Raw genomic sequence first — 26,224 nt, 5'->3', positions numbered from 1 at the left:
TCGTCTTACTAGATGAAGTAGGTGCGGGAACAGATCCAGCTGAGGGCAGTGCTTTAGCGATCGCCTTATTGCATTATCTGGCTGATAACGCTCAGTTAACTATGGCGACAACTCACTTTGGTGAACTTAAAGCCTTAAAGTACGAGGATGAGCGGTTTGAAAATGCTTCTGTAGAATTTGATGAAAGTACTCTTTCGCCTACGTATCGCTTGCTTTGGGGAATTCCCGGACGTTCTAATGCTTTGGCGATCGCCCTGCGTTTGGGGTTGAAACCAGAAGTTGTCGAACAGGCGAAAAGCCAAGTAGGGGAAGCATCAGACGAAGTAAACCAGGTGATTGCTGGTTTGGAAGCCCAACGCCGTCGTCAGGAAACTAAAGCCAGCGAAGCTCAAAGTCTGTTGCAACAAGCAGAACGTTTATACAAAGAGGTATTGGAAAAATCCGCAAATTTACAGGAAAGAGAGCGCTCTTTGCGGGCTTCGCAGGAAATAGCCGTACAACAAGCGATCGCCAGCGCTAAAGGTGAAATCGCCTCTATAATTCGCCGCTTGCAGCAAGGTACGCCCACAGCTCAAGATGCTCAAGAAGCCACAAATACTTTAAATAAAATTAGTCAAAAGTATCAAGGGACACAGCAAAGCAAACCAAAAGCTGGATTTATGCCCAAAGTAGGCGATCGCATTCGCATCCCGAAGTTAGGGCAAACAGCGGAAGTTTTAACTGCACTTGATGAAGATAATGAGTTAAGTGTGCGCTTTGGCATCATGAAAATGACGGTAAAGCTGGAAGATGTGGAATCTTTGGATGGAAAAAAACCGGAAGCGATCGCACAAACAGCCAGCAAACCTCCCAAGGTTACACCACCACCCCAAAGCGCCCCAGCTATTCGCACATCTCAAAATACAGTAGATTTACGCGGAAAACGTGTAGCGGATAGCGAATTGATTTTAGACAAAGCAATTTCTGAAGCAATAGGACCAATCTGGATTATTCACGGACACGGCACTGGTAAGCTGCGGCAAGGTGTTCACGCCTTTTTACACCAGCACAAGCGAGTTACCCGTATTGATGCCGCAGAACAGGCAGATGGCGGATCTGGCGTTACAGTTGCTTACATTGAATAATCGGGCATGGGGCATCTCCAGAGTCATACGTAGAGACGTAGAGACGTAGCAATGCTACGTCTCTTGGGATCGGGCAACGCATAATAAGCATAGCGGTCGATGTCTATTGGGCATTGGGCATTTACCGTCTTCAATTGCCCCCAATCGAGCGTGCCCAATTACCCATTACCAATTCCCAATTCCCAATTCCCACCTCGTAACTTATACTATCTACTTAAGTATCGCTAAGGCAAAGAGCAAATCGTGACTGGGGGCATTACTAAAGTAGATGCAATTTCCTAATATTTATATTTTGTTAAGAGATATTTTCGTCATAAAGTAAGACAAAGACACCTGCTGTTGACCTAACTTCTAAAAGCTGCTTTAGGCAGGTTTAGCTTTAAATTCAGCTAGCTTGCGGCTTGTAGCTATGGGAAACCAACCTGAATTATTGCGAGTCTGGTTTCAAAATGGGTAACAGCAGCAGCCCGAACCCGCCCGATAACCTATGCTAAAAGTTATGCACTCGGCAGCCAACTCAGCCAATCAAAATTCCCAGTGGGAGGACTTAACCCAGCTTTCGGCTCCAAACACAGTTCAGTGGGATAATATCAAAACCCAACTAGACTTAGCACTTTTGGCGCTAGAAACTTTAACTGGTATTGGTTCTGAAGCAATGCTCTCGGCGGCAATTATTCTGAATTTAGAAACAAAAGTGCCAGATCGTGTAGCATTGTGGCGACTCCGGCAGTCAAATCCTCTACGTAAAGGTACTGGAGGGCGAAAAAAGCTAGATGTAGAAGAAGCGCGATCGCTAGTTCTGATCATTTGTTACCTTGCAAAAGAGGATCAAGAATTGATTCGCCGTGCTGTAGGGTTATTAGAACAAATGGCGGAAACTAAACGCGAACCCCATCAAGCTGCTTTATTAGGAGATTATATTGATGCTTTCTGCAACACCTATCAAGAGCGCATGGAATCGGATGAGCAAATTTCCACAGATGCACTTACCCACCTAGCATTGAAACTACTGGTAGATTTACTATTTTATAGTAGTCACGGTGGACATCGCCGTCTCTGGGTAGCACTTATAGATCGTTCGACACAATTTGAGATTTGATATTTTAGGTTATTAATCCCAAATCTCAAATCTCAAATCCCAAATCTCAAATCTCAAGTTGTCCCCCTCGCACTTTCTGTTATGCCTGTATCAAACCCTGTAATCCGCCGATACACACCCCCAACCTGTACGCTAGAAGTTATGGCACAAAGCTCCCAATTGTCCGGTTGGACGGGTAAATCTGTGCTAAAGCAGTTAAACTTTGAGCTTCGCTTTGACGATCCGCGACTGCCAGAAGAACGGAAAATATCAATTAAAGGCGATCGCTCACAACTTGAAGCCTTGTATAGTGCAGTGACAAACTACGTGCAGGAATTTCTGCAAAAGTCTCCAGAAAGCTTTTGGACAAGTTTCTCCGAACCAAAAGACTCAACCAAAGTATCAGAACATCCAGAATTAAAAGGCTTTAATCAAAATTTATTACCAGAACAAACTTTAAAATCTTCCAAATCATTTAATAATTTACAGATACCAGACCCAAACATACATTTAGAATCAAGCAGTTATTTAATTCACAACTTGTTTCTCGGTTCCCTCGCTAACCAGATATCGGGAGGTGTAATTCAACTTAGTCTGTTACAACTGTTCGATTTGGCAACCGCTTTAGATGAATACTCAGCGGAGGTGATGGCATTACCAGCCCTTAACACAAGGAGTTCAACTTTAGAAATGCCTAGTTGGGCACCTGCTGCCGCCGTGGTATTGGTAGCTTTGGGTTTAACGCCATTTACTTGGCAATATGCTAATAATATCAGGCTTCATCAGCTAACAGCTAAAAAAACAGCTTCTACACAAGAAGTAGCCCTGGAACCTTCTCCCTCAGCCCTTTTTCCAACACCCCAACCTGGACTCACCCCCCCAGATAATTTGTTAGTGCCACCGGTGGGAACTACCCCAGCAGTACCAGGTTCTAGGCTTCCTACACCCCCAGCAGCCGATTCAATACTTCCGACAACGCAAATACCCGGTTCGACACTTCCCAAAACGTCTCAACTGCCTGCATCTGCCAAAACTGCACCCGGTTCTTTCCCCTCCATACCCCAAACAGCACCGGGATCGACTTTCTCCACAGCCCCATTGCCATCAAGCGGCACTGCCTTAACTATACCAGGCACAACTGCACCAACTCTTTCTCGGTCTTCAGGGAAAGTAGCAACCACCAAACTATCAGATCCGTTTGCTATTCCTAGAAATTCTCAACAAACTAGCGGTACAAGTTCAATTCCTCAGAATGGAATTGCTCTGCCAAATACAGCAAATTTACCATCAAATTTACCATCAAATTTACCATCAAATTTACCTCCCGCCACGGCGAAGATATCTTCTGGTATCTCTGGTGCTGATGGTATTAACGCCATACCCAATGACCCGCGTGGTAACATTGGGATCTCAGCTTCCTCGCCCACAACCCCTTCTCTCGGAACTAGTGATAATTCCTTAGCACAGAGATTGAGACAAGAGCGCAACACTCCCTCAAACGTAGCAACAGGCACATTGTTTGATACACCCCAGGTGGCAGAAGCGAGAGACTTTTTGAAAAAGCGTTGGCAGCCACCTAAAGGATTGAGTCAAACGCTTGAGTACAGTTTATTAATCGGTGTTGACGGCAAAGTTGAAAGAATTTTGCCTTTAGGAAAAGCCGCTAGAGATTACGTTGACAGCGCTGGAATGCCAGGAATTGGGCAACCTTTTGTCTCACCTAATAGAAATGGACAAAATGTGAGAATTCGAGCCGTTTTCAGCCCGGATGGCAAAGTGCAGACATTTCCAGAGTCACAGTAATTGAGCGTTTTCTCGTAGTTAGCGCTCTTTGCGCTGACTACAAATTTAAATTACCAATTTAGTCATGCCACTGAAAAAAAGAGGTAATAATAGATACTACTACTTTTGTAGCGGTTGTCGTTCAATACTGTTAAACTTGATAAATTAGTCAGACTACATCGCAAATATATGCAAACCTCTAGTTCTCAAAAAGACAGCACAGCTTGGGTTATTCAAACATGGATTGCTTTTGGCTTTTCTATTTCTATGACTACCTTTGGTATTGTTAACTTACCTGTAAATAGCTGGGTAAAAGGCTTTATGGGTATGGGTTTAGCTTTTTCTGTTGGCTCAACTTTTACTTTAGCTAAAACCACTAGAGATATGCATGAAGCCAAAAGATTAACCGCTAGGATTGATGAAGCGAAAGTAGAAAAGTTGCTTTCTCAGCACGATCCTTTAAAATAAGGCGATCGCTCGAACCCTCGCTTTATATATTTAAAATCAGGTAAATCTCCGTGTTTACCGAACTAAAAAGTAGTATAAAAAACAAAAGGACTGTTGAAACAGCCCTCTATATTTAGAATTGAAATTTGATATTTCAATAACGGGATTTTTTATGGGTTAATCTTCGCTTTTGACGACGCTTTGCACTAGCAACAACCGCTTGTTCTACCGGATAACCTACCACAGGAATTACCTGATATTTGCGCTCTTCTTCTAACTTTTTTAGTTCAGTGTAATCTACCCATTGGATGCAATCAACGGGACATGTGTCAATTGCTTCTTGAATTACTTCTTCTGTGTCCCCTTCTTGTCGAATTACACGCGATCGCCCGTAATCTGGTTCAATATAAAAAGTGTTACGAGCAACATGGGCACAATGCAAACAGCCAATACAGGTGATTTCATCAACATAAACACCCTTTTGACGCAGCATTCCCCCCAATTCTGGCTCTAAACCAGACCTTTCCGGCTCATCCCGCAAAAAACCGCCTAATTCTGGTTCTAAACCTGAGCGATCGTCTTCTTGTTCTTCAAAAAGCAGAAAATCAGACATTACGCACTCCAGCGTTGTACTACTAAGCGAATAGAACCATCTTTATTTTTTTGTTGTTCAGCGACTTGAAACCCAGCACGAGTAGTTTCTTTCACAACTGTGTGATATGCATAACGCTGCGTTACTTGCCGCAAAAAGCCATCAACAGACAAGTTTTGCTGCCAATATTGCAAGTCAGAAACCAATTCGTATTCTAAGCCATTCCATTTAAAGCCGATGTCATAACCATTATCTTGTTCAATGGTAACTTCGGCTGCATGAGTTTGACCGCGATAACCGCGAACCTCGCTTGTACCGGGTTTCCAATTTATATCCAAGTCGGTCAGAGCTTCTTTCAACGAGTCTAGATTACGAATTTGCGTCTTAATTTGGCTAAAGTGTGACATGGTGGTTGTGATTTGAGTAAACTAAATTTGTTTAAATTACCAATCGCTGAAAGTGGTTTGCGTATTTACCACACCAGATTGTTGCTGCACCTGAGTAGTGAAGAATTCTGAGGTGGGCTCATGACTAAGTACTAACCCTAGCTGTGCCTCTATTGCTGCTGTAACTTCACCACAAGAAGCACCCACAATGCCAGTGACTTTTTCTTGTACCCGACCATCTGGATAAATGATGAATTCTAATGTCTCCATACTTTTCGCAAACCACGCTTTTTACGTTTGGACGGTACTGTTCTGTTGTTATGGCTCAAAAAATATAGCCATTGGAACTTTGCTACTTAGATACAAACTTGCCACTTTGTTAACTAATGTTCCATCTCTCAAAATATATATCTCAGAATCTTTACAAAAATTATTGATTTTATAAGTCTACACATCTGTCATATGTAAGTTTCCCTTAACCTTCTAAATTAGTCAAGGTGGAAATTAAGCCCCGTTATGTAGCTCAAAAGCTGGAAAAACGAGCATTAGGCAGCATATAACCAGCAGGGCATGTTAGGAAATGACTAAAAGTGTTGATAAAAGTTATCATTATGATGACTTGGCGCAATTCTCAGCGATCGCTGTATAAGTTGGGTTATGAGTATAAATACGATAACTTTAATTTATATCTTTGGTTGTATAACCAGAGAGGTATATATTATATTTTTGGAGAGCGATACCTAACGGTAAGCTTTCCTTCGGAACGCTGCCTGCGCGAACGCTAACGCACTCTTGGTGTTACAGCAGCCTATCGCTCTAATCCAATACACGTAGAGACGTAGCACTGCTACGTCTAATCAAGGTTTTGGGTTTTATACATGTACTTCATTTACCTGAAATATGCCCTAGGTAGTTCACGGGAGCAAACATCTCAGCCAAGATATCGAAACTGCTCTTTGCTCATGGTCACTAATTTGACCAAACAAGCAAAACCCACCTAAGCGGGTTTAAAAAACCTGATTTTTGGTAAGGCATTCTGGTAGCAATGGAACAGGAATGTACGTTAAGCCCAAGATGCCCTATGTCTCAAATCCCAGCTTTACCTTCTTCCGCAGATTCATCTATAATTCTTTTTATTTCTTCGTTACTTAGTCCCTTTCTTTTAGCTTTTGCTTCTAGACTTTCTTTAGTATCAGAAAAATCAATTGCAATACCACGTTCCTGCATCTTTTGCTTAAGAATTGAGAGAACAGCTTCATTGTATTTTTCCTGTTTCTCAGGATTAAGCGAATAATACCAGACAAGTGTTGCCCCACCAGTAGATATGAGCAATAGTCCAATCAATGGAATTATGAACACCATAATTTTCTCCTTCTTTTAGAGCATTAACTATCTTCTTTTTCTTCTTCCTTCGTGTCTTTTCCGTTCGTCAAATGGGTATTCTTCGAGCGGGAAGGGAGTAATCCTTTTGGTTCGTTGTGGATATCTGAATAACTAGCTACCCCCAAATTTAGAGGGGATACAATAAATGTTTCTCTCGCGATGTTACCGACTCTTTGAGTTGCTATTCCATCAATGGATGCTCCAATAACACCACCAACAAAGGGAACAGCACGACCTAGAACAATTGTTCCTTTTTCACTGAATTTAGTAACCAGTTTAAAGCCAACTTTTTTGTTGATTGCTCCTAATGTCTGTTTAGAAATATTCTTGATCGCTGATTCAGTCAGCTTACGACCTATTATTATTCCTGACTCTTTAAGAATATCTTTGGCAGAATTTCCTACCAAACAAGCATAGATTAGAGTTTTGACCTTATCGTCTTTAAGATCGTATCCACCCATGTAGGCAATAGCTGCGATCATTGTGACATGAACATAAATTACACTGGCGAAATTAGCAGGTACAGTAATAGGTAGCGTGAGTAGACCACCTAAGCCAGTAACAAAGCCTGATGTTCCAGCTTTGACAATTTGCCACTTGATTAGATCATTAACACTATCATTTAGACTACCGCCTTTAGCAAGATATTTTTGAGCCATTTCTGGTGCTGAATCAAAACCAGGTATTCCATTGATCGCTCTCTGATAAAGCCATTCAAAAGCCTTCTCGATATTAGATTGAGTTAATTTTGTTTCCATTGTGATAAAGGAATGATTAGATTAATTGTTATCTAATAAATAATACTTAATAGTCGATATTATTCTATACAATAACTTAGCAGATAGACCCTGAATTTTCAATCCAATTGGAATATAAATGATGTTTTATTTATCTTGAATTCTAAACATCAAACCCATATTTTTCTTTTAATAAAGCTTTTAGTTCATCATTAGGTTCTTCTCCATAGCAAGAAGCAATAACCTTTCCATAATCCTCTAAATCGATACTTTGATTTGATTCTAGTGCTTTCAAGAATTCCTGTTCTAAAGCAGCTCTTATATAAACGAAGTAATAAGCCCATCGACCAGTGCTATCTTTCGCTTTGAGTTTATGAACAAGATGACCTTGTTGTGAAATAAATCTATCTACATTCATACCACTATTAACAGATAAGTTTTGAATAATTTTGTTTTTGATAAATTTAGTTATATTTTTCCACATATTTACCCCATAAGGAAAAAACATAAACCTTTGTGATACCTAAGTTGTAGCTATAGGTGTAGATTCTAAGAATTCCATTTATTTAATTTAGACAAGGCATTAATCACAGCATTACGAACCTCCTTTTCCTTATGATTCTTCATAGACTCTAAAACCTTGCGTCCCTGTGGATTCGCAACTCCAGCTAATGCATAAGCTACAGCATTGATATCTAGTTGATCCTTTATACCAAGTTCAATTTGTTGCTTAAGCGCATCTACATTACCCATGCCAATAAGTGCTAGAAAGGAACGTTGAGGTAAGTCATAATATTTATCTTCATTATTCTGACGGTGATTTACTTCCTGTATGAGTGTAGAGATAACTTGAGAATTACCTATGAATACTAAATAAACTAATGCTTCGTCACGTTCATCAGGAAGGCACATATCATCCCGAAAAACTTGCAGGAGCGGGTCTATCATTTCGGGTATAAAGCATCCTAGTCGTCCAAGTGCAATGGCTGCATATCTTTTAGCTTTGATCGGTAAATTTGAAAAGACTAAATTTTTCATAACCTCAATATCTTTCGGACGATTGTGAGGTGATATTTTTGGTAATTTCCTTTGAGGCTTGGCTCCATCTGCCACAACTGCCCATTCGTAAATCCAATCTGCTTGGGCAAATATAGTTTTTTCAGAAGTACAGACACTCAAAATAAGGGCAGACCAACTTCGAGCAAAAGCATCATGTTTCTCATTGATAACAACTTGTCGTAAAAGGTCAAGTTCTTCATCAGCAAAAGTATAGGTTGTGTAAGAATAGCAAGTTTTAGCGCTGGTTAGCCATACAATAGCCCATATAGCTGTGGTTGACACTGCATCATTACCCACCGTCTTTTGTTCAGCAGCCGTAAGCAATACTTTGACCACTTTACGCAAAAGTCCGTTCGGTAAAAAATCTATTCTTGCACCATTCTTTTGACCCTGTGGACGATAGAATGCTTCAACCAAGCGCAATGCTGCGTAAACATGTTCTTGGACCGAACAGAAGATAGTTAACTCATCTAAAAAGGGTATTAATATTTGAGTGGCGTTTTCTGCATTGAGGATTTCACTGTTTGTTATTGCTGTATTTAAGAAGATACAACCAATCCTATTTCGACGGGCATCACGAGTTTGTATATAACTTTGTAACAATCGTTCATGCAATAGCTGTCCAAAACGCGACTGCATCACTGAATAAAATGCTTCATCCATTAAAGTATTCAGCTTGTTGTTCAAACCATCAAGGTCGTTGAGGTTATCTATAGCTTTATCTATTACTAAATGAACTGTCTCGTTCTTCAAGTCAGGCTCTGTCCCAAGGCATTGCATAGCAAAACTAGACAAAGCACGAGCTTCTCTCGACGATCTATTGGAAGAGAAGAGCATTAACATCACGTCATCAGCAGTGACAACACCTAAATACTCCGATTTATTGCTTTTTTGACCCAATTTAAATATCCAAAAGCGCATCAACTCTTGCCAGTGAGCAGCGACAACTGGCTCAGTTTTTTGACTTGCACCAAGAACTTCAATTGGTCTGTCTACAAGTGGTATGTCATGCATTTTCTGACACAAAGAATCCAAAAACTCTGAATTTTTTTGTTGACTCTCTTTTTGACTCTCTTTTTTTAAAGATTCTATTTCTTTAGTTTTTCTTTCAATTTCTTGCTGACATCTTTCAATTTCTTTTGTTAATTCAAATCGTTGAACTGCATTGCTAGTCTGAGCAAGTTCCTTCTCTAGATAAACATGTCTTTCTCGCCAGACATTCTTCGCTTGCTCTAGTTTCCTTATATATTCTAGATTATCTGCTGACATTACTTATCTCCGAACGATTTTCTTAATTTTCTCCCAAGTTTTGTACATCAATCCCTCTGTTCCTATCTCCATTTCGTAAGATGCGATCGCAGGAATTAACGGCAAAACTACCTTCAACTTGGCTGAAGCTGCTTTATCTTGTTTCTCTAACTTGTATCGAATCTCTTGCAGGAGAGAAATTAATTCTGATGGATAAGTAATAGAAGGTTTCTGTTCGATAGATACAACTGCTTGTTCTACCTTAACCAGTTGGGTTTCTGCTTCCTCATCAGAGATAATAATCGCTTCTTGTGGATAAAGTTCCCAGTATTCTGTCTCGTATTTACGAATATTAGGAAGAATCTCTCGCTTAATGCGCTGCTTTAACTCAACCTTGACAGGTTCACTACTACTTGTAAATAACTCTTTTTCAAACGCCCCTAGCCTTTCGTAGAGTAAGTCTAAAATATCTTTTAAGTCATTTAGTCTGTCGTAATCGCTCATAATTTATTCTTAATTTCTAGTTGTTAAAGTAATCAAGTTTTGGGCGTTACTGAATGATATGATGGGATGATTAAAATTATGCAGGTGCAGTTTTCTACTTTGAATAATGAAGTAATCATTTCACGTTAATAGCAATAGATATGAATCTTTTAAAGACTCGAAATTTCGCGTCTCTACTGTATTTGTATCAAGGTTTTTTTAAATGGGTATTCTCAAGAAAACCGTATTTTTAGCATTAAATTCTATTATTGAGAATAATGCCATAATAATTTTTACTTTTTGTCTACAGAAAAAACAAGATTAACGAAAAATCTTATTTTTGCGTCAAATAGACTAAACTGGACTTTTGTCCATTTATTGTTGTTAATTTTAGATGCCCTTGCCCTGACCCGATCGCAGTCTGTTGTATTAATATCATCTAGCAGAACATCATCGTATCGCTCTGCCATTGCTGCAAAAACTTCATCCCACCCAAGCCGTAATCGTGTTACTGCGCGAATAATTAGGCGATCGCCATCAACCTCAATTTCCACTTCTGTGTGAATACCACTTTGTTGTGACATACTCCCACACTGAACGGAGTACCGTTACAGTGTGGGCTTCTCAACCAATCCGGCTATTGCTTAGGAGGCGTTGAGCTTTAAGAACGGAATGCGCTACCGCTCTATTTTTTATAATTATCGCTGCATTGTGGTCACGGTCTAGAGAACAGCCGCACTGGCAAGAATGCCATCTTTCGCTTCAAGCTAATAAAGCTTTGGGAATACGAATACCTTGAGAATTCGCGATTCTCACAATTCAGCTTCTAACAGATGCACCCATATTTAGCCATGTGAGTGAAAACACTGTAAGTGTATTATAGACACAGATGTAAAAATTTTCAAGTGTAGCAAAAAGATAAGCTAGAGCTAGATAACTGCGATCGCGCTTTTGTTCTATAGACATCTGGTATAAATTAATTATGGGTTGTCCGAAACCCTTGATTAGACGTAGCAATGCTACGTCTCTACGTCTTTTCTACCAGATGTCTTATGTGTATATGCGATCGCTACTCCAAAAGCCAAGCAAATAAATTTCCCACTGTCAGCTGAACTTCACTCGCAAAACTTGGCACAGGAATTAATGCATCTGGTTCATCAAACACTTCAATTTGTTGGTTCGGACGATAAACAAACACAGTTCGCTCCAGTGGATCAATCAACCAACCCATTTGAGTCTCATATTTCAAGCAATGGAGAATATTTTTCGTCACTTTTGTTTGACTTTGGTCAGGTGACAGAATTTCAATAGTCCAATCTGGAGCAATAGAGAATGTATTCGCAACTTCTCCATTGTCGTCACGCGGAATTCTGTTCCAAACAAAAACGGCGATATCGGGTACAGTTGAACGACCACCAAAAGTGCAACGCAACTCAGGAAACGCACGAGCTATGCGTTTCGGTTTGACTACAGCATTAATAGTCGGTACAAGTTCACCTTGAATCGTACTGTGTTTTCCCTGTGGCATGGGTTTTTGGATAATTTGACCATCAAGATACTCACTTGCGGGTTTCGTTTCTGGTAATTGTAGAAACTCCGTCAATGTCAGATTTTTGGTTACAGCTTGTACCATTTTTGGGTTGCCTCTTCCTATTCTATTTTTAATCTCAGCACAACGATGCATGATAAGAGAAAGACTTGAATGTTTTAATGCAAGTAGTTTTTGTAAGTTAATAGCTTTGGCTAATTGTTGCAATTTAAAGTTATGAAAAATACATTATTTGATAAAATCTTCCGTGACAGCGATGGCAATATTGTTATAGCTCAGATGCCAAATCTACCAATTATTGTCTGGGTAACAGCTAGTTTGCTCAAACTAGTTTTGACAACAGGGCAAATTAATACAGGGTTAGACGCACTTGCTTTTGGCTCTTTATTTACTTGGGCATGGCTAGAATTATTTCAAGGCGTTAATTATTTTCGTAGGGCACTAGGTCTTGGCGTGCTTATTGGTGTTATGGTGTCAAGAACTGTGGGTATTGATATTGGCTCTTTTTCTCTTTGATCAGAGGGGTGATGATGCCCAATGCGATCGCACCTGATGGTCTTTTAAACTGATTGTAGGCGATCGCTGTGGACTCTAATCTATCATGCGATCACTTGAGCGACAAAATTCAAAACCCAATTTACTTTCCAGGTGCGATCGCATGATAGATAAATAAAAAGAGGATTAAGTGATGCAATTAGAAGAATACTTCAACTTTCTTGCACCGAATGATATTCGCCTCAAAGGTACGCGCATAGGTATTGAAACTATCCTTTACGAGTATATTTATCGCGCTCGTACTCCAGAAGAAATCGCACAAATTTATACATCGCTTACCCTCGAACAAGTCTATGCGACGATTTTGTATTACCTCCACAACAAAGAAACGGTGAGTAATTATATTGCTGACTGGTTAGAGTCTGGACACAGAATGCGAGAAGAACAACGACGCAACCCTTCACCTGTTGTACAGAAATTAATGCAATTCAAAGCAGAAAGAGAAGCGATGAAAAAAGGCGAATAATGCTTAAGTATTTAATGGATGAAAATGTAAATCCAGTTTATATAAATCAATTACGACGAAGAAAATCTGATTTAATCATTCGTGCAATAGGAGAACCAAATACACCTTTAAAGGGAACTTTAGACCCGGAAATTCTTATTTGGTGTGAAGCACATAACTTTGTATTGATAACAAATAATCGTACCTCTATGCCTGTACATTTAGTTGACCACATAAATACAGGTCATCATGTGCCGGGTATTTTTATACTCAATCCTGATATGGGTATTGGTGAGACAATTGAGGAATTGATTTTAATTTCTGAAGCGTCTTTTGAAGAAGAATATCATTCCGCAAATTATTAATCTACCAATTTTGGGAATGAGGTCATGAAGTGAAGATAGTTGATTTTGTTGGTTTCTGCTTTGGTGGTTAAAAATAGGAGATATGCGATCGCGCTCCAATGCAGCTTAACACTGCATTGGAGAATTGAGTTAATGCTATTTCTTACCGCCGCCGAAAAGTTTGTATATCCCGTATCCAATAGCTGCCGCAGCAGCAACAGGTGCAGCAGCAACTATGGCAGTACCAGCAATTGCACCTCCCCCAACAACACCACCGATACCAGCAAGGGTACTCATAATTGCAGCACCAGAAGCACCAGCAGCTACTGTGACAGCACCAGCACCAGCTACACCAGCAGCAGCCCCAATGTTTGTAGCTGTTCTTGCAGCTGCACGAGCTTCACGTTCTTCCTCAGACAAATCCGGTTGGTCTTTGAACAAAGTTTCATTCATTATTTTTGCCCCAGCATAAGCTGGACCTGCTGCTAATACCGCAGGAGCAGCCGCCATACCACCACCAACCACACCACCTGCCGCAGCTAGACCGGAAGTAATTCCTGCTCCTGAAGTTGCTGCAACAGTCAACCCTGTAGCAGCACTGACAGCAGCGCCAGCCGCAGCACCAGTCTCTGCAACCGCTCGTACAGTCTTTAGGTCTTTAATATCTTCAAAACTCATAAATCAATTTTTTCTAATTTGGTGCCCAATACAATACTACTGAACCATAATTATTACTAATGTTCCAATGGTGTTAACACTGAAACAATTTCGCCCACGCCCAAATCGCCAAGCAAGACTTTCTCGTTAAAAAAGCGATCGCCCGACGATAACAACCCAGCATAATAAAGCATAATTAACATCTATAGCTAAAAGCAATCAGCCACAAGCTAAAATACTGACTGCTAAACGCTTTCGATTCAACTTAACAAATTGACTATGAATCCAGAACAAGTCAAAAATTCTCTAAATATCTCACCAGCGATGCGCGTAGGAGTACTGGGTTTTGGCGGTTTAGGACAAGCTGCCGCCAAGGTACTTGCTGGTAAACGAGAAATGATTTTAGTCGCAGCAGCAGACAAAGAAGGCTACGTATACACCGAGTCGGGTTTAAATGCTCAAAATTGTATTACAACTTATAACTCTCAAGGTTCGGTGGGTTATTTAAAACCAACTGGTACTTTAACAAGTCGCAGTATTCAAGATTTAATCGAAAGCGCTCATTCTGTAGATGGGTATTTTCTCGCTTTACCCAACCTACCCAATAATTTTATCGCTTCTGTAGCACAGGAGTTCATTAAATCCGGTTGGCGTGGGGTGTTAGTGGATGCGATTAAGCGCACCAGTGCGGTAGAACAACTGCTGGCAATGAAAGACGAATTAGAAGCTGCGGGAATTACTTACATGACAGGGTGTGGTGCAACACCTGGATTGTTAACCGCAGCCGCTGCATTAGCCGCACAAAGCTACGCGGAAATACATAAAATTGAAATTACCTTTGGCGTCGGAATTGCTAACTGGGAAGCTTACCGTGCCACCATCCGCGAAGATATTGCTCATATGCCAGGTTATAGTGTAGAAACTGCCAGAGCAATGACAGATGCAGAGGTAGAAGCACTGCTGGATAAAACCAATGGCGTGCTTACCTTAGAGAATATGGAACATGCCGATGATGTAATGCTGGAATTAGCGGGGATTTGTTCACGCGATCGCGTTACAGTTGGTGGCATAGTCGATACCCGCAACGCCAAAAAGCCCCTCAGCACCAACGTGAAAATCACTGGTCGCACTTTTGAAGGTAAAATTTCCACCCATACCTTCATCTTAGGCGACGAAACCAGCATGGCAGCTAATGTCTGTGGACCAGCCTTTGGCTATCTCAAAGCTGGTATGCAATTGCACAAGCGCGGCATTTATGGAATATTTACCGCAGCGGAAATTATGCCCCAGTTTGTCAAGTAATAGTTAGGTAGAGACGTTCCGTCGGAACGTCTGTACGGAGTTATGAGTTAGGAATTTGGAATGAGCTAATTTTTAACTCCTCACTCCTCACTTTTAACTCCTAACTTATTCTAAGTTGGTGGACTTTCTGGAGAGAAAACTTCTAACATATTTTCCTCAGGCAGTGATTCTGGTGTTTGAATTATAAATGGCAGAGATGCGCCGACAAGACCACGCTTAATGCGTTCTGGTGTATCTAGAAACACCACAAATAAGGGATATATACTATTTATTCCCTCATTTAAAATATGATTGTAACGGGGAGGCATGAGCCACTGATATTCTTTATCTAGGCAAACTTGAGTTTGTCGCCAGCGTCCCAATAACTGAGAAAAATCTTCGTGGGGACGATGAATGAAAACCAAAATTTCCACACCGCTTTTGATTTTCCATTCTGGATCGCACATTAAAATTGCGACATCACAAGGTAGGCAAGTAGTGGTTTTTTCTGCTGAAGTGTTGCGAAGACGGACAATTGGTAGAGGAATAGTGATAACGCTTTCATCTGGACGCCGCAGACTAGGAATCATTTCCAAGTATGGTCGATGCAGCTTAAGGAGTGCGATCGCTGACAAGGAATTGCTATATTCAGCCAAGCTAGTTTCGTAATAAGATTTTTGCATTAAATATAATTTAAGAAATTAATTAAGTAGAGACGTTCCGGTGGAACGTCTCTATGAAAGTGAGGAGTGATAAGTTAAGAATTAAATTTCTTATTTATAAGTTAAGACTTAAAATAAAGACTTTTAACTCCGCGCCTGCTAACTTTAGTAGAGACGTTCCGCCGGAACGTCTCTACAACTCCTAACTTTTAATCGTCTATCCCAGTTTTTCAAATACCTTAAACAGAGGCAGATACATCGCCAGCAAAATTGTGCCAACCATTCCCCCCAAAACCACAATCATAATTGGTTCCAAAATGCTTGTTAGAGCTTTTACTGCCTGCTCGACTTCATCTTCATAAAAATCGGCAACTTTCATCAACATCCCATCTAATTCCCCAGTTTCCTCACCGATACTAATCATTTGAATTGCCATAGGCGGAAAAACTTTTTCTTTTTGCAAGGCAATGCTGATCATCCCTCCTTGTTGAATTTCTACACGCGCTCCATCAATAGCATTAGCAATTACTTGATTTCCTGACGTGTCGCGGACAATTTCCAAAGAAGTAAGAATTGGTACACCTGAACGAGTCAAAGCCCCAAAAGTCCGGCTAAAACGGGCAACTGCCGATTTTTGAATCAAGTCACCAAACAACGGCATTTTCAGAGAAAAACGATCGATCGTTTGGCGACCAAGAGCAGTTTTGTAGTACTGCTTATATGCAATTGACGTACCGATAACAACGCCAAATATCAGAAAAATTCGCCAACTTCTCAAAATTTCACTACAATCCATCAAGAATTGCGTTAAAGGAGGCAATTCAGTGCCTAAATCTTTAAAAATACCGGCAAAAATTGGAATGAGAAAAATCGTCATCCCCAGAAAAATTGCAGTTGCCAAAAATCCTACAACCATTGGATAAGACAATGCTGATTTAATTTGGTTTTGTAATCGGGCAACATCTTCTAATAACTTTGCCAAACGATTCATTACTTCATCTAAAACACCGCCCACTTCACCCGCTTGAACCATGCTGACATACAAACCATCAAAACATTGAGGATGCTTCCGCATTGAGTCAGAAAGATTCATCCCGTTTTGGACATCAGCGCTAATGTCTATTAGTGATTGTTTTAGTTTCGGATTAGTACATTGCTCAGACAGCACCCCCAGACTTCTAACAATTGCTACTCCCGCATTGATTAGAGCCGCAAATTGACGAGAAAAGACAGCTTTATCCTTAACGGAAACCTTAGTCATTGCTGTCTGTAATTTGTTCAAGTCAAAGCTCCCAAAACCTTGAGCTTGTTTAAGTTCTTGAACTACAAAACCCTGCTGTCTCAGAGCACTACGTGCTTGCACTACAGATTCCGCAACAATTTTTTCTGTTCGGGATTTTCCTTGAGAATCTCGAACACGAGCAACAAAGTTTGGCATGGATTATATATATTTTATATTGGTAATTGGGGGATTTGAGGAGGGGTAAAGGTAAAAGGTAAAAGGTATGGAAATAAAGCGCCAACCTTGAGCGGTGGCCTGTACCGTCCCGTTGACGTTTGTAAGAAGAGTTATTTAAATCACCCCTGTTTATTTTTCTTTCCTTTTCCCCTCTTCAAATTTCCATTATTAAATTAATGCGCTTTGACTGCTCCTGCTGCTTGTGGTGGGGCACCACCAATGAGACGCTGAATTTCATCCGGCTTGGAAGTCTTAGACATTGCTGCTTCAAAAGAGATAGTTCCTGCTTTGTACATATCAGCTAAAACCTTCTCTAGAGTTTGCATACCCAACTTACCGCCGGTTTGTATAGCCGAGTAAATTTGTGCGGTTTTTCCTTCGCGAATCAAGTTGGAAATAGCAGGAGTAACAATCATAATTTCTTGAGCCATCACCCGACCAAACTCGCCTGGTTTAGGATTTTTTCTAGGAACCAAAGTTTGGCTAAATACAGCAACTAGCGAGTTAGATAATTGCACCCGTACCTGAGTTTGTCTTTCATGTGGAAAAACATCAACAATGCGGTCAATAGTTTGTGCTGCTGAACTAGTGTGCAAAGTGCCAAATACCAAGTGTCCTGTTTCCGCCGCACTAATAGCCAGAGAAATTGTTTCCAAATCGCGCATTTCCCCTACCAGAACAATATCTGGATCTTCCCGCAATGCTGCTTTCAAGGCATTAGCAAAACTCTTAGTATCTTCATTAAGTTGACGTTGGTGAATTAAGCTTTTAACTGGTTCGTAAATAAATTCGATTGGGTCTTCTACAGTTAAAATATGTTCAGCTTTGGTGCGGTTAATCAAGTCAATCATTGCTGCTAAGGTAGTGGTTTTACCTGAACCAGTAGGACCCGTTACTAAAATTAATCCTCTGGGTTTATCAGTCATTTCCCGTACCACATCTGGCAGACCTAATTTATCAAAGTTAGGAATTTTAGAACTTAACGCTCGCAAACAAGCAGCGTAGGAACCACGCTCTTTATAAACGTTGACACGAAAGCGAGCTAAACCTTTAACTCCATAGCTACAATCGAGTTCCCATGTTTGTTCTAAAGTTTTGCGCTGAGTATTATTCAGCATACTAAAAATAAGCCTTTGACACTGATCGCCGGTTAATGCCTCATCACCAATGGGTGTGAGTTTGCCGCTGATGCGAAAGTAGGGAGGTATACCTGCGGATAAATGTAAATCCGAGCCACCCATTTCAATCATCCGCTCCATTAAGTCTTCAATCATCATTTCCATAATTATGTCTATTTTTGTTATTTGATAGGTGTTGGTTGATGGTTAACTACTAACTAAGTAGGTGGGCGAAATTAAATGTAAAATATTCTCCGCTCTTCGTAGTGAGCGGTTTACCGCTTGTCGCTCTTGGATTTTAACGGCTTAAGCCGTTACTACGTTAAGGAGCGTTTATTTATGCCCATCTACTTAATCGGCAAAACGAGGTGTCATACAATAAGGACAATCTAGCCATTCCGGTTTTAATTCGGCACTACAAGTTCGGCAGGTAAGACCACTTTTGCGTTTGGCTTTTAACTCTGCTTCTAAACCTGTATCGGTGAAAGTTACGCGTTCGACTTCTTCTAAAGTGGTTTGTCCTTGACGCACTAAATCCAAGCTGTAAGCAAGCAAAGTTTTCATCCCCTCTTCGACTGCAACTTCCTTAATGCGTTCTGTTGGTGCTTCTTCGTTAATTAAGGTTTGCAGCTTTTCGGTGACTCGCATAACTTCATAAACACCGCAACGTCCCTTGTAACCATTGCCATTACAAGTTGGGCAAATATGACCTTTAGAACTAGTTTGTTGAATTTCTTCTAATGTTAAGGAGTTTGCTTTATAAAAAGTTATACCTACATCTTGAGAAGCGGATAGACCATAGCGGGCTAATTCTTCAGGGGTGGGAGTATAGGGAATGCGACAATCGGCACAGACACGTCGCACCAAACGCTGTGCCAAAACGCCAATGAGAGAACTAGAAATCATGAAAGGTTCAATGCCCATTTCTCCCAAACGAGCGATCGCACCAGGGGCATCATTCGTATGTAAGGTAGTTAATACTAAGTGACCAGTCAAAGCAGCTTCAATTGCTGTTTTTGCCGTTTCCTTATCTCGTGTTTCACCCACCAACAGCACATCCGGATCTTGCCGCAAAAATGCCCGCAAAGCCGTGGCAAAATCTAGCCCTTTTTCCCGAATTACCTGCACCTGAGTAATCCCCGCCAAGCTATACTCAATCGGGTCTTCTACAGTACTGATATTAATTCCCGGTGTATTGCGTTCTGCTAATGCTGAATACAGCGTCGTTGTTTTACCAGAACCAGTTGGTCCTGTTACCAAAATCAGACCAAAGGGACGGCTAACCATCTCATGGACAATCTGCAAACTTTCAGGATCGGCAATCAACTTATGTAATCCCAGTTGTGTAGAGGAGTTATCCAAAATCCGCAACACTACCTTTTCGCCATAGCGACTGGGTAAGGTACTAACCCGGAAGTCAACTTTACGCCCTTCAAACATCCGCCGAATGCGTCCATCCTGAGGTAAACGCCGTTCGGCAATATCTAAGTTGGCAATAATTTTAAACCGAGCCGTAACCGCAGGAATGATTTTCTTCGGCAGGGCATCAAAAGCCTCACCCAACACGCCATCCTTACGAAAGCGAATGCGTAAGTTTTCTTCTTGCGGCTCGATGTGAATGTCGGAAACCTTCTCATGTAAAGCTTTGGCAAGAATTCTATTGACCAAGTTGATAACTGGTGCATCTTCTGCACCCTTCATCGCTGCCCCCAAATCAGCTTCCATATCATCGGGGGCATCGTCTAGGTCGAGATTTCCCAGATTTTCTAAGTCTTGATTAATGTCTGTAGACTTTTGTTTCTCCAGGTGCTTTTGCTTAACAGCTAGTTCATCCAAATATTGATTGATTAGCTGTTGATAGTCCTCCTGGGTAATCACCATGCGTTGCAACGCCAAACCTTGCGGACGCAAAATGCGATTCAAATCATCCGAAGCTTCTAGATTATCCGGATCGACCATCGCCACTAACACCGACGGCGGGTTTTGATCTTCATGTTTTGCCAGTGGTACCAAGCGATGGCGACGACAGATATCCGCTGGAATCAGGGTATCAATCAGCTTTCCTACCGTGGTGCTGCCTACTTGACTAACTTCCGGATCGATAAACTCAACACCGTATAGTATTTTAAGTTCAAATAACTGCTGTTTTTTATATTGTCTGAGCAACTCAGGTGATAGTTGTTGCCCAGAGATTGACTCAAGTACTTCTGTTAAGGGTACGCCAGACTTGCGGCTATCAATTAGCGCTTGTCTCATCTGTTCGCTATTCACATAGCCAGATTGCACAAGTTTATTGCCGAAAGGCGAAAATTCGGTTCTTGTAGTAAGAGCGGTACTGCGCCGTTGTTGTGACGAGTAAGTCATAAGTGAGCAATGAGTAGCGGAAACCTCTGGTTAAAGTATTCCCAATCTGGCGAAGATAATTCTCATGCTTACTTGTTGAATTTTTGCCAATTAAGTAATGGGCAATGGGAAAGGGGAAAGGGGAATAAAAAGAAGTTTCAGAATTTCGATGCCCCATGCCCAATGCCCCATGCCCCATTCCCTATTTTCGGAATGCCGCCATTGGTGCGTCTGGGCTAATGCGCTCTGCATTTGTCACAATAGAGGACGGTGAGATCGATTCAAATGAAAATTTCGGCAAAAAATACGCCTCACAGTCAGCGGCAAGTGCATTCAACGGCTGTTACTATGTGGGGACTAATTGCCGTAAATAGCATTTGGAATGATTACACAATAATGGAAGAGGATAAAGAAATCAATATAAGCCATCTTCTAGGGTGAACACAGAGGTAAAGTAAGCAATGATGAGCGAGTCCCCAGCCCAAATGAACTATAACGAATCTGGTAGCGAGGTTACTGAGCAAGTGACAGCCCAAACCAATACATCAGGAGAGACAGATATACAAGAAAATGGTACTGCTGGAACTCCGCAGACTATAACGGAAACTGATACAGCCGCATTAGCAGAAATGACTCAACAAATAGAGTCACTGAAAGCCCAATTAGAAGAGCGTAACACCCAATATATGCGGATTGGGGCAGATTTTGAGAATTATCGCAAACGCACCAGCAAGGAAAAAGAAGAGCTTGATTTGTTGGTGAAGCGGAATACGATTACGGAATTACTGCCAGTAGTTGATAATTTTGAACGAGCAAGAGCACATCTCAAACCGCAAAGCGACGGTGAATTGACAATTCACAAAAGCTATCAAGGTGTCTACAAGCAACTAGTAGATTCCTTGAAACGCTTGGGTGTGTCACCAATGCGACCCGAAGGTCAAGAATTCGATCCGAACTTGCACGAAGCAGTAATGCGCGAACCTACGGATGAACATCCAGAAGGAACAGTGTTAGAAGAGTTAGTACGCGGATATTATTTGGGCGATCGCGTGCTTCGTCATGCAATGGTCAAAGTCGCTGCTCCGAAAGAAGATATGCCTCCTATGGAGGAAAATCAGTCAAATTCAGCAATGTAGTTAAACGAACGCTTTTTTTCATTCGTCAAAAGTCAAAAGGAACCAGTGCTATAGACGGGTTGGTTTTGGCTACTGACTAACTGCTGATTATTAGTAGCTAAAAGTCTTTGGCTTCTTGCGCTTGACGAGCATCGCATACTGAAACTAGGACATGGCTATTTAAGGTTTTCGCTTACTAATCGTGCCTCTTCCATCGGGAGGAGAAGAATGTTTTTTTTGCGAAAACCATAAATAACTTGTCCGTAGTTAAAAAGTTACTCCGCGAAAAATCACTTTTCTTAGTTTTGTTGGACAGAAACTTCCACACCAGTCCCGGCAGGAAACTTATGTCTACATTTTTGTAAGAAGCACTCTGGTAAAAATACCGTTAGTTATGGGAAAAGTTATTGGGATCGACTTAGGTACTACCAATAGTTGCGTCGCAGTATTGGAAGGTGGTCAACCGATTGTCATTGCCAGCTCCGAAGGTGGAAGAACCACTCCTAGTATTCTCGGATTTGGCAAAGGTGGTGAGCGCTTAGTCGGTCAATTGGCAAAGCGACAAGCAGTTACAAATGCCGAGAACACAATTTACAGTATTAAGCGATTTATTGGGCGTCGTTGGGATGACACCGAACTAGAACGCGATCGCGTCCCCTATGTTTGTGTCAAAGGTCGAGATGATACCGTTGATGTGCAAATTCGCGGACGTAACTACACACCGCAAGAAATCTCCGCAATGGTTTTGCAAAAACTCAAACAAGATGCGGAAAATTTCTTAGGTGAAACTGTCACCCAGGCAGTAATTACGGTGCCGGCGTATTTCACAGATGCTCAGAGACAAGCAACTAAAGATGCTGGCACCATTGCTGGATTAGAAGTACTGCGAATCATCAATGAACCAACTGCTGCGGCTTTAGCATTTGGCTTAGACAAGCAAGACATTGAACAACTAATTTTAGTATTTGACTTGGGGGGTGGCACCTTCGATGTATCCATTCTGCAACTTGGGGATGGAGTATTTGAAGTTAAGGCGACTTGTGGTAATAACCATCTAGGTGGAGACGACTTTGATAATGCGATCGTCCGCTGGATGATTCAACACTTCTACCAACAAGAAAAAGTTGACCTTTCCCAAGACAAAATGGCGCTGCAACGCTTGCGAGAAGCTGCGGAAAAGGCAAAGATCGAACTTTCCAGCATGGCAAATACTTCAATTAACTTGCCATTTATCACTGCCAATGAAACCGGACCCAAGCATCTAGAAATGGAACTCAGCCGTTCCAAATTTGAAGAACTAGCGAGCCAATTAATTGAAGCTACCATCGAACCGATGGTTCAAGCGCTCAAAGATGCAGAGTTGAAACCACAAAACATAGATAAAATTATATTGGTGGGCGGTTCTACGCGCATTCCCGCAGTTCAAAACGCCTTAATCAGATTTTTCAACGGCAAAGCACCCGATCGCTCGATCAATCCTGACGAAGCAGTGGCACTCGGCGCTGCTATTCAAGCTGGGGTGCTGGGTGGCGAAGTCGAGAATCTCTTACTTTTGGATGTTACACCTTTATCGCTGGGATTGGAAACTTTAGGAGAAGTGTTCACTAAAATTATTGAACGCAATACTACAATTCCTACCAGCAAGTCTCAAGTGTTTTCCACCGCAACCGATGGGCAAACAAGCGTGGAAATTCACGTCCTTCAAGGTGAACGGGCAATGGCAAGGGATAATAAAAGTCTCGGTAAATTCCTTCTTGCCGGAATTCCCCCCGCAGAGCGTGGCGTGCCGCAAATCGAAGTATCATTTGAAATCGATGTCAACGGCATCCTCAAGGTTTCGGCTCAAGATAAAGGCACCGGTAGAGAACAAAGTATTCGGATTACCAACACAGGGGGTTTGAGTACCCACGAAGTAGAACGGATGCGGCAAGAAGCGGAAATGTTTGCTGAACTTGACAGAAAACGCATACAATTGGTTGAATTAAAAAATCAAGCGGATACTCTGTTGTTCAGTTACGAATCGACTTTAAAGGATAATGGCAACTTGATTGGCGATTCGATGAAAGCTTTGGCAAATGAAAAAGTTACAAAACTCCAAGCAGCGATAACTGAAGATAGTATTTCACCAGAAGAATTTAAACAGCGCTTGGATGACTTTCAACAAACCTTGTTTGCCATTGGTGCTGATGTCTACAACCGACCGACAATATCAAGTGATGAAGCTGCCCAAACTTCAGATATTCCTTTTACTCCTGCGATTGAATCAGTGAATGGAACAATCGCACCTCAATTCAACTTTGATTTTGATGATGAGGGTACCTTACAAGCGGATTATGAGGCGATCGATTAAAGGGTCTTGGTTGTTAGTTGTTGGTTGTTGGTTGTTAGTTGACAATTAACCACTATCCACTATCCACTAACTCTGTTTATCGCCAAAGTGGTGTTGTACCGCAATGGTTTGCTAGATTGTAGAAGCGAATTGCCGTGGACTATACAAAGTGCTAGTACAGATGCGATTAAACGTATATGGGGGTTTTCCACACCTATAGGTGCGGCTAGCTCCTCTGTTGATCGGCGGGGTTTTACCGTGTTGCGTAGCACAATTGTAAAAGAAACAGCCAATCGGCAGTGAGAAGTTTGAGCAAAAAACTTGCCCAAAGCTAGCTTTTTTTAAGCCTGATGCACGGCAAGTTGCTTTGAATTGGCTAGATGATTGTCCTGTTTTAGGAGCAAAGCATCTCATGCTCAAAATATAAAGAGTGATTTTTGTCAAAGGTAAAAGGTAAAATCAAGTATTAACAAAAATTAACCTTTGCCTTTTTGAAGTTCTCCCTTCCGCTTTCTACCTTCTAACTTTTACCTTTGCTATATGGCCCGCGATTATTATGAAACTTTAGGTGTCTCTCGTGACGCCGACAAAGAAGAAATTAAAGGCGCATACCGCCGCCTAGCCCGGAAGTATCACCCAGACGTGAACAAAGAACCGGGAGCGGAGGATCGCTTTAAGGAAATTAACCGCGCTTATGAAGTGCTTTCTGAGCCGGAAATCAGAGAGCGTTACAACCGTTTTGGTGAAGCTGGTGTATCCGGCGCTGCGGCTGGCGCTGGAGGCTTCCAAGATATGAGCGATATGGGTGGCTTTGCCGATATCTTTGAAAGTATTTTCAGTGGCTTCGCAGGGGGGATGGGTGGTCCTTCTACCCAAAGACGGCGCAGCGGTCCAGTGCGAGGTGATGACCTGCGGCTAGACTTGAAGTTAGATTTTCGAGAAGCAGTATTTGGCGGTGAAAAAGAAATTCGCATCTCTCATCTAGAAACTTGTGATGTCTGTACCGGATCTGGTGCTAAACCAGGAACTCGTCCGAGGACTTGCTCAACTTGTAGCGGTTCGGGTCAAGTACGTCGCGTCACCAGAACGCCTTTTGGCAGCTTTACTCAAGTTTCGACTTGTCCCACCTGTAATAGTACAGGGATGGTAATTGAAGACAAATGTGATGCTTGCGACGGCAAAGGCACAAATCAAGTAACGAAAAAACTCAAAATTACAATTCCTGCTGGGGTAGATAATGGGACGCGCTTGCGAATTTCTAATGAAGGAGATGCAGGTCAGCGCAGTGGTCCTCCGGGAGATTTATATGTGTACTTGTTCGTCAATGAGGATGAGGAATTCCACCGAGATGGAATTAGCATTATCTCAGAAATCAAAGTTAGCTACCTCCAGGCAATTTTAGGCTGTCGTTTAGAGGTAAATACGGTAGATGGTCCAGTGGAACTGATAATTCCGGCGGGAACTCAACCGAATACGGTGATGAAGTTGGAAAGTCGCGGTGTACCACGCTTAGGAAATCCTGTAAGTCGAGGTGACCACATGCTGACGGTGTTAATTGATATTCCCACCAAGGTGATGCCAGATGAGCGAGAATTACTAGAGAAGCTAGCTAAAATTAAGGGAGACCGCACTGGAAAAGGTGGTTTAGAAGGTTTTTTGGGAAATTTGTTTAAGTAATGAGCGTATATTCCGTCTTAACTCCTGATGCTCAACTCGATTTGCGGGGCACTCCTTGCCCGATTAATTTTGTGCGGACGAAATTACGTTTAGAACAAATGCCACAGTCCGGTTTGCTAGAAGTCTGGCTAGACCCCGGAGAACCGATTGAGCAAGTTCCTGATAGTCTGACAATGGCGGGCTATCAAGTGGAACAAATTATAGATTGTGCTGGCTATTTTTCTCTTTTAGTCCGCCGTCCGGTTGCTGCTTGATGAAAGGGGAAGTTTTTTCTACCACTGGGCAGTTGCTGGGTACTGTGTTAGCTGTGCAAGCGAATTTTTATCGAGTGCAGCTGGATTTAGGGGACAAGGAGGACAAGGGGGACAAGG

The 26,224-nt window shown here is 41.7% G+C and carries 28 protein-coding genes; 13 read left to right on the top strand and 15 right to left on the bottom strand.

Features of this window, described 5'->3' with window-relative positions; all coding sequences use genetic code 11:
• From OGM63_RS00775 to OGM63_RS00760, 4 genes are all read left to right on the top strand, one after another.
• The coding region (locus tag OGM63_RS00775) for a Smr/MutS family protein (protein WP_263743590.1) at window positions 1-1,124 on the top strand (1,124 nt) is incomplete at its 5' end.
• Between the two features lie 487 nt (window positions 1,125-1,611).
• A complete protein-coding gene (locus OGM63_RS00770; RefSeq protein WP_263743589.1) occupies window positions 1,612-2,223 on the top strand; it encodes a DUF3038 domain-containing protein in 612 nt (203 codons plus the stop codon).
• An 81-nt stretch (window positions 2,224-2,304) separates the two neighbouring features.
• Window positions 2,305-4,005, top strand: a complete 1,701-nt coding sequence (locus OGM63_RS00765; RefSeq protein WP_263743588.1) for a DUF4335 domain-containing protein — start codon at window positions 2,305-2,307, stop codon at window positions 4,003-4,005.
• Window positions 4,006-4,173: 168 nt separating this feature from the next.
• On the top strand, window positions 4,174-4,452 hold the full coding sequence (locus tag OGM63_RS00760; RefSeq protein ID WP_263743587.1) for a YiaA/YiaB family inner membrane protein: 279 nt from the start codon (window positions 4,174-4,176) through the stop codon (window positions 4,450-4,452).
• Window positions 4,453-4,585: 133 nt separating this feature from the next.
• On the opposite strand, the gene OGM63_RS00755 is transcribed toward OGM63_RS00760, so the two are convergent.
• From OGM63_RS00755 to OGM63_RS00745, 3 genes are read right to left on the bottom strand one after another with little or no spacing between them, the layout of a single operon-like run.
• A complete protein-coding gene (locus OGM63_RS00755; RefSeq protein WP_263743586.1) occupies window positions 4,586-5,044 on the bottom strand; it encodes a ferredoxin in 459 nt (152 codons plus the stop codon).
• Complete coding sequence (locus tag OGM63_RS00750) at window positions 5,044-5,430, bottom strand: DUF1257 domain-containing protein (protein ID WP_263743585.1); 387 nt, start codon at window positions 5,428-5,430, stop codon at window positions 5,044-5,046. The genes OGM63_RS00755 and OGM63_RS00750 overlap by 1 nt, the downstream gene beginning before the upstream one ends.
• A gap of 36 nt (window positions 5,431-5,466) precedes the next feature.
• Entirely contained in the window at window positions 5,467-5,679 is a 213-nt protein-coding gene (locus OGM63_RS00745; protein WP_263743584.1) for a DUF2997 domain-containing protein, read from the bottom strand.
• 341 nt (window positions 5,680-6,020) lie between these two features.
• Between OGM63_RS00745 and OGM63_RS00740 the strand changes: the two genes are divergently transcribed.
• A complete protein-coding gene (locus OGM63_RS00740; RefSeq protein ID WP_263743583.1) occupies window positions 6,021-6,194 on the top strand; it encodes a hypothetical protein in 174 nt (57 codons plus the stop codon).
• Between the two features lie 301 nt (window positions 6,195-6,495).
• On the opposite strand, the gene OGM63_RS00735 is transcribed toward OGM63_RS00740, so the two are convergent.
• The 7 genes from OGM63_RS00735 to OGM63_RS00700 form a co-directional block, all read right to left on the bottom strand.
• Window positions 6,496-6,771 carry a hypothetical protein gene (locus tag OGM63_RS00735; protein WP_263743582.1) on the bottom strand — a complete coding sequence of 92 codons (276 nt, stop codon included), beginning with the start codon at window positions 6,769-6,771 and terminating at the stop codon, window positions 6,496-6,498.
• A 23-nt stretch (window positions 6,772-6,794) separates the two neighbouring features.
• Window positions 6,795-7,550 (bottom strand): EcsC family protein, encoded by a 756-nt coding sequence (locus OGM63_RS00730; RefSeq protein ID WP_263743581.1) that lies wholly within the window; start codon window positions 7,548-7,550, stop codon window positions 6,795-6,797.
• A 142-nt stretch (window positions 7,551-7,692) separates the two neighbouring features.
• On the bottom strand, window positions 7,693-8,013 hold the full coding sequence (locus tag OGM63_RS00725) for a hypothetical protein (RefSeq protein WP_263743580.1): 321 nt from the start codon (window positions 8,011-8,013) through the stop codon (window positions 7,693-7,695).
• 65 nt (window positions 8,014-8,078) lie between these two features.
• Window positions 8,079-9,857: a hypothetical protein gene (locus OGM63_RS00720; RefSeq protein WP_263743579.1), complete on the bottom strand. Its 1,779-nt coding sequence runs from the start codon at window positions 9,855-9,857 to the stop codon at window positions 8,079-8,081.
• A 3-nt stretch (window positions 9,858-9,860) separates the two neighbouring features.
• On the bottom strand, window positions 9,861-10,340 hold the full coding sequence (locus OGM63_RS00715) for a hypothetical protein (RefSeq protein ID WP_263743578.1): 480 nt from the start codon (window positions 10,338-10,340) through the stop codon (window positions 9,861-9,863).
• Window positions 10,341-10,612: 272 nt separating this feature from the next.
• Window positions 10,613-10,903, bottom strand: coding sequence for an AbrB/MazE/SpoVT family DNA-binding domain-containing protein (locus tag OGM63_RS00710; RefSeq protein WP_263743577.1), 291 nt, complete (start codon window positions 10,901-10,903; stop codon window positions 10,613-10,615).
• Between the two features lie 485 nt (window positions 10,904-11,388).
• Window positions 11,389-11,952, bottom strand: coding sequence for a Uma2 family endonuclease (locus OGM63_RS00700; RefSeq protein WP_263743576.1), 564 nt, complete (start codon window positions 11,950-11,952; stop codon window positions 11,389-11,391).
• Between the two features lie 132 nt (window positions 11,953-12,084).
• Between OGM63_RS00700 and OGM63_RS00695 the strand changes: the two genes are divergently transcribed.
• The 3 genes from OGM63_RS00695 to OGM63_RS00685 all read left to right on the top strand — a co-directional run bounded on the left by OGM63_RS00695 (window position 12,085) and on the right by OGM63_RS00685 (window position 13,233).
• Entirely contained in the window at window positions 12,085-12,384 is a 300-nt protein-coding gene (locus tag OGM63_RS00695) for a hypothetical protein (RefSeq protein WP_263743575.1), read from the top strand.
• 172 nt (window positions 12,385-12,556) lie between these two features.
• Complete coding sequence (locus tag OGM63_RS00690) at window positions 12,557-12,889, top strand: DUF433 domain-containing protein (RefSeq protein WP_263743574.1); 333 nt, start codon at window positions 12,557-12,559, stop codon at window positions 12,887-12,889.
• Window positions 12,889-13,233 carry a DUF5615 family PIN-like protein gene (locus OGM63_RS00685; RefSeq protein ID WP_263743573.1) on the top strand — a complete coding sequence of 115 codons (345 nt, stop codon included), beginning with the start codon at window positions 12,889-12,891 and terminating at the stop codon, window positions 13,231-13,233. Before OGM63_RS00690 ends, OGM63_RS00685 begins: the two co-directional genes overlap by 1 nt.
• Window positions 13,234-13,368: 135 nt before the next feature.
• Here OGM63_RS00685 and OGM63_RS00680 read toward each other — a convergent pair whose 3' ends face one another.
• Window positions 13,369-13,890 (bottom strand): RNA polymerase subunit sigma-24, encoded by a 522-nt coding sequence (locus OGM63_RS00680; RefSeq protein ID WP_263743572.1) that lies wholly within the window; start codon window positions 13,888-13,890, stop codon window positions 13,369-13,371.
• 258 nt (window positions 13,891-14,148) lie between these two features.
• On the opposite strand from OGM63_RS00680, the gene bioU reads away from it, so the two are divergent.
• The gene (gene bioU / locus OGM63_RS00675) at window positions 14,149-15,171 is read left to right on the top strand and encodes a (S)-8-amino-7-oxononanoate synthase BioU (RefSeq protein WP_263743571.1); all 1,023 of its coding nucleotides are present in this window, start codon (window positions 14,149-14,151) and stop codon (window positions 15,169-15,171) included.
• Window positions 15,172-15,281: 110 nt separating this feature from the next.
• Here bioU and OGM63_RS00670 read toward each other — a convergent pair whose 3' ends face one another.
• From OGM63_RS00670 to OGM63_RS00655, 4 genes are all read right to left on the bottom strand, one after another.
• On the bottom strand, window positions 15,282-15,833 hold the full coding sequence (locus tag OGM63_RS00670) for a hypothetical protein (RefSeq protein ID WP_263743570.1): 552 nt from the start codon (window positions 15,831-15,833) through the stop codon (window positions 15,282-15,284).
• Between the two features lie 196 nt (window positions 15,834-16,029).
• Complete coding sequence (locus OGM63_RS00665) at window positions 16,030-17,250, bottom strand: type II secretion system F family protein (protein WP_263743569.1); 1,221 nt, start codon at window positions 17,248-17,250, stop codon at window positions 16,030-16,032.
• Between the two features lie 194 nt (window positions 17,251-17,444).
• A complete protein-coding gene (locus tag OGM63_RS00660) occupies window positions 17,445-18,554 on the bottom strand; it encodes a type IV pilus twitching motility protein PilT (protein ID WP_318528381.1) in 1,110 nt (369 codons plus the stop codon).
• 186 nt (window positions 18,555-18,740) lie between these two features.
• A complete protein-coding gene (locus OGM63_RS00655; RefSeq protein WP_263743567.1) occupies window positions 18,741-20,753 on the bottom strand; it encodes a GspE/PulE family protein in 2,013 nt (670 codons plus the stop codon).
• A 440-nt stretch (window positions 20,754-21,193) separates the two neighbouring features.
• Here OGM63_RS00655 and grpE point away from each other — a divergent pair, with 440 nt between their 5' ends.
• The 4 genes from grpE (at window position 21,194) to OGM63_RS00635 (ending at window position 26,107) form a co-directional block, all read left to right on the top strand.
• On the top strand, window positions 21,194-21,868 hold the full coding sequence (gene grpE / locus OGM63_RS00650; protein ID WP_263743566.1) for a nucleotide exchange factor GrpE: 675 nt from the start codon (window positions 21,194-21,196) through the stop codon (window positions 21,866-21,868).
• A 373-nt stretch (window positions 21,869-22,241) separates the two neighbouring features.
• Window positions 22,242-24,197 (top strand): molecular chaperone DnaK, encoded by a 1,956-nt coding sequence (gene dnaK / locus OGM63_RS00645; protein ID WP_263743565.1) that lies wholly within the window; start codon window positions 22,242-22,244, stop codon window positions 24,195-24,197.
• Between the two features lie 519 nt (window positions 24,198-24,716).
• Window positions 24,717-25,853, top strand: a complete 1,137-nt coding sequence (gene dnaJ / locus OGM63_RS00640) for a molecular chaperone DnaJ (RefSeq protein WP_263743564.1) — start codon at window positions 24,717-24,719, stop codon at window positions 25,851-25,853.
• Window positions 25,853-26,107 carry a sulfurtransferase TusA family protein gene (locus OGM63_RS00635; protein ID WP_263743563.1) on the top strand — a complete coding sequence of 85 codons (255 nt, stop codon included), beginning with the start codon at window positions 25,853-25,855 and terminating at the stop codon, window positions 26,105-26,107. The genes dnaJ and OGM63_RS00635 overlap by 1 nt, the downstream gene beginning before the upstream one ends.
• The last annotated feature ends 117 nt before the right edge of the window (window positions 26,108-26,224 follow it).

It is taken from the genome of Plectonema radiosum NIES-515 (genome assembly GCF_025753815.1).
Classification (GTDB): Bacteria; Cyanobacteriota; Cyanobacteriia; order Cyanobacteriales; family Nostocaceae; genus Hassallia; species Hassallia radiosum_A.
The sequence above is the reverse complement of the archived record's forward strand: the minus strand, read 5'-3'. Positions and strand labels throughout refer to the sequence as shown.

Excerpts from the sequence above, each read along its gene's own strand:
- OGM63_RS00770 (WP_263743589.1), top strand. The coding sequence starts at position 1,612 with ATGCTAAAAGTTATGCACTCGGCAGCCAACTCAGCCAATCAAAATTCC.
- OGM63_RS00765 (WP_263743588.1), top strand. The coding sequence starts at position 2,305 with ATGCCTGTATCAAACCCTGTAATCCGCCGATACACACCCCCAACCTGT.
- OGM63_RS00760 (WP_263743587.1), top strand. The coding sequence starts at position 4,174 with ATGCAAACCTCTAGTTCTCAAAAAGACAGCACAGCTTGGGTTATTCAA.
- OGM63_RS00755 (WP_263743586.1), bottom strand. The coding sequence starts at position 5,044 with ATGTCTGATTTTCTGCTTTTTGAAGAACAAGAAGACGATCGCTCAGGT.
- OGM63_RS00750 (WP_263743585.1), bottom strand. The coding sequence starts at position 5,430 with ATGTCACACTTTAGCCAAATTAAGACGCAAATTCGTAATCTAGACTCG.
- OGM63_RS00745 (WP_263743584.1), bottom strand. The coding sequence starts at position 5,679 with ATGGAGACATTAGAATTCATCATTTATCCAGATGGTCGGGTACAAGAA.
- OGM63_RS00740 (WP_263743583.1), top strand. The coding sequence starts at position 6,021 with ATGATGACTTGGCGCAATTCTCAGCGATCGCTGTATAAGTTGGGTTAT.
- OGM63_RS00735 (WP_263743582.1), bottom strand. The coding sequence starts at position 6,771 with ATGGTGTTCATAATTCCATTGATTGGACTATTGCTCATATCTACTGGT.
- OGM63_RS00730 (WP_263743581.1), bottom strand. The coding sequence starts at position 7,550 with ATGGAAACAAAATTAACTCAATCTAATATCGAGAAGGCTTTTGAATGG.
- OGM63_RS00725 (WP_263743580.1), bottom strand. The coding sequence starts at position 8,013 with ATGTGGAAAAATATAACTAAATTTATCAAAAACAAAATTATTCAAAAC.
- OGM63_RS00720 (WP_263743579.1), bottom strand. The coding sequence starts at position 9,857 with ATGTCAGCAGATAATCTAGAATATATAAGGAAACTAGAGCAAGCGAAG.
- OGM63_RS00715 (WP_263743578.1), bottom strand. The coding sequence starts at position 10,340 with ATGAGCGATTACGACAGACTAAATGACTTAAAAGATATTTTAGACTTA.
- OGM63_RS00710 (WP_263743577.1), bottom strand. The coding sequence starts at position 10,903 with ATGTCACAACAAAGTGGTATTCACACAGAAGTGGAAATTGAGGTTGAT.
- OGM63_RS00700 (WP_263743576.1), bottom strand. The coding sequence starts at position 11,952 with ATGGTACAAGCTGTAACCAAAAATCTGACATTGACGGAGTTTCTACAA.
- OGM63_RS00695 (WP_263743575.1), top strand. The coding sequence starts at position 12,085 with ATGAAAAATACATTATTTGATAAAATCTTCCGTGACAGCGATGGCAAT.
- OGM63_RS00690 (WP_263743574.1), top strand. The coding sequence starts at position 12,557 with ATGCAATTAGAAGAATACTTCAACTTTCTTGCACCGAATGATATTCGC.
- OGM63_RS00685 (WP_263743573.1), top strand. The coding sequence starts at position 12,889 with ATGCTTAAGTATTTAATGGATGAAAATGTAAATCCAGTTTATATAAAT.
- OGM63_RS00680 (WP_263743572.1), bottom strand. The coding sequence starts at position 13,890 with ATGAGTTTTGAAGATATTAAAGACCTAAAGACTGTACGAGCGGTTGCA.
- bioU (WP_263743571.1), top strand. The coding sequence starts at position 14,149 with ATGAATCCAGAACAAGTCAAAAATTCTCTAAATATCTCACCAGCGATG.
- OGM63_RS00670 (WP_263743570.1), bottom strand. The coding sequence starts at position 15,833 with ATGCAAAAATCTTATTACGAAACTAGCTTGGCTGAATATAGCAATTCC.
- OGM63_RS00665 (WP_263743569.1), bottom strand. The coding sequence starts at position 17,250 with ATGCCAAACTTTGTTGCTCGTGTTCGAGATTCTCAAGGAAAATCCCGA.
- OGM63_RS00660 (WP_318528381.1), bottom strand. The coding sequence starts at position 18,554 with ATGGAAATGATGATTGAAGACTTAATGGAGCGGATGATTGAAATGGGT.
- OGM63_RS00655 (WP_263743567.1), bottom strand. The coding sequence starts at position 20,753 with ATGACTTACTCGTCACAACAACGGCGCAGTACCGCTCTTACTACAAGA.
- grpE (WP_263743566.1), top strand. The coding sequence starts at position 21,194 with ATGATGAGCGAGTCCCCAGCCCAAATGAACTATAACGAATCTGGTAGC.
- dnaK (WP_263743565.1), top strand. The coding sequence starts at position 22,242 with ATGGGAAAAGTTATTGGGATCGACTTAGGTACTACCAATAGTTGCGTC.
- dnaJ (WP_263743564.1), top strand. The coding sequence starts at position 24,717 with ATGGCCCGCGATTATTATGAAACTTTAGGTGTCTCTCGTGACGCCGAC.
- OGM63_RS00635 (WP_263743563.1), top strand. The coding sequence starts at position 25,853 with ATGAGCGTATATTCCGTCTTAACTCCTGATGCTCAACTCGATTTGCGG.